We start from the raw sequence: 1,319 nt of genomic DNA, 5'->3' as shown, positions 1-1,319 counted from the left end.
AGGGCAGCAAGAACGTCATCAAGACCTGGTCCCGCCGGTCGATGATCATCCCGGACATGCTGGGTCACACCATCGCGGTCCACGACGGACGCAAGCACGTCCCGGTGTTCGTCACCGAGTCCATGGTGGGTCACAAACTGGGCGAGTTCGCCCCGACCCGGACCTTCCGCGGCCACGTGAAGGACGACAAGAAGGGCAAGCGTCGCTGAGCCTGAGGGCACAGCTCGCTAGACCTTCTCGAGAATCGAAAGAGAGAAGCAATGGAAGCCAAGGCAATTGCGCGCCACCTGCGCGTGACGCCGATGAAGGCCCGGCGCGTCGTCGACCTGGTCCGTGGCAAGCAGGCCACCGAAGCACTGGCCATCCTGAAGTTCGCCCAGCAGGGTGCTTCGGAGCCGGTGTACAAGCTGGTGACCTCCGCGGTGGCGAACGCCCGTGTCAAGGCGGACCGCGAGGGCCAGGCCTTCGACGAGGACGCCCTCTACATCACCGAGGCCTTCGTGGACGAGGGCCCGACCATGAAGCGGTTCCAGCCCCGTGCTCAGGGCCGCGCGTACCGCATCAACAAGCGCACGAGCCACGTGACCGTGGTCGTCGCGTCCAAGGACGAGAAGGGTGGGAACTGACAATGGGACAGAAGATCAACCCCAACGGGTTCCGCCTCGGCATCACCACCGATCACGTCTCGCACTGGTTCGCGGACTCCCACAAGGAGGGCCAGCGCTACGCTGACTTCCTCAAGGAGGACGTCAAGATCCGCGAGCTGATGACCACCGGCATGGAGCGCGCCGGCATCTCCAAGGTGGAGATCGAGCGTACCCGTGACCGCGTGCGCGTGGACATCCACACCGCGCGTCCGGGCATCGTGATCGGTCGCCGCGGCGCCGAGGCCGACCGCATCCGCGGTGAGCTCGAGAAGCTCACCGGCAAGCAGATCCAGCTGAACATCCTCGAGGTCAAGAACCCCGAGACCGATGCCCAGCTGGTGGCGCAGGGTGTGGCCGAGCAGCTCGCCTCCCGCGTGGCGTTCCGCCGTGCGATGAAGAAGGCGATCCAGTCCGCCATGCGCGCCGGTGCGCAGGGCATCCGCATCCAGTGCTCCGGCCGCCTCGGCGGCGCCGAGATGAGCCGCTCGGAGTTCTACCGCGAGGGTCGCGTGCCGCTGCACACCCTCCGCGCGAACATCGACTTCGGCAAGTTCGAGGCCAAGACCACCTTCGGCCGCATCGGCGTGAAGGTCTGGATCTACAAGGGCGACCTGACCGCCAAGGAGCTCGCGGCCAAGGAGGCCGCGCAGCCCTCCGGCCGTGGCCGTGGCG

3 protein-coding genes are annotated in these 1,319 nt (G+C 66.6%); all 3 read left to right on the top strand.

From position 1 onward, the window contains the following. The coding region (rpsS, locus tag AB0N07_RS51190) for a 30S ribosomal protein S19 (RefSeq protein ID WP_365847878.1) at positions 1-209 on the top strand (209 nt) is incomplete at its 5' end. A gap of 51 nt (positions 210-260) precedes the next feature. Then, positions 261-626 carry a 50S ribosomal protein L22 gene (gene rplV / locus AB0N07_RS51185; RefSeq protein WP_002857477.1) on the top strand — a complete coding sequence of 122 codons (366 nt, stop codon included), beginning with the start codon at positions 261-263 and terminating at the stop codon, positions 624-626. A gap of 2 nt (positions 627-628) precedes the next feature. Then, the coding region (rpsC, locus tag AB0N07_RS51180; protein ID WP_365847875.1) for a 30S ribosomal protein S3 at positions 629-1,319 on the top strand (691 nt) is incomplete at its 3' end.

The organism is Streptomyces sp. NPDC051172, assembly GCF_040682555.1.
Lineage (GTDB): Bacteria > Actinomycetota > Actinomycetes > Streptomycetales > Streptomycetaceae > Streptomyces.
Note: the sequence above shows the minus strand (reverse complement) of the source record. Positions and strands in the feature narration are given on the sequence as shown.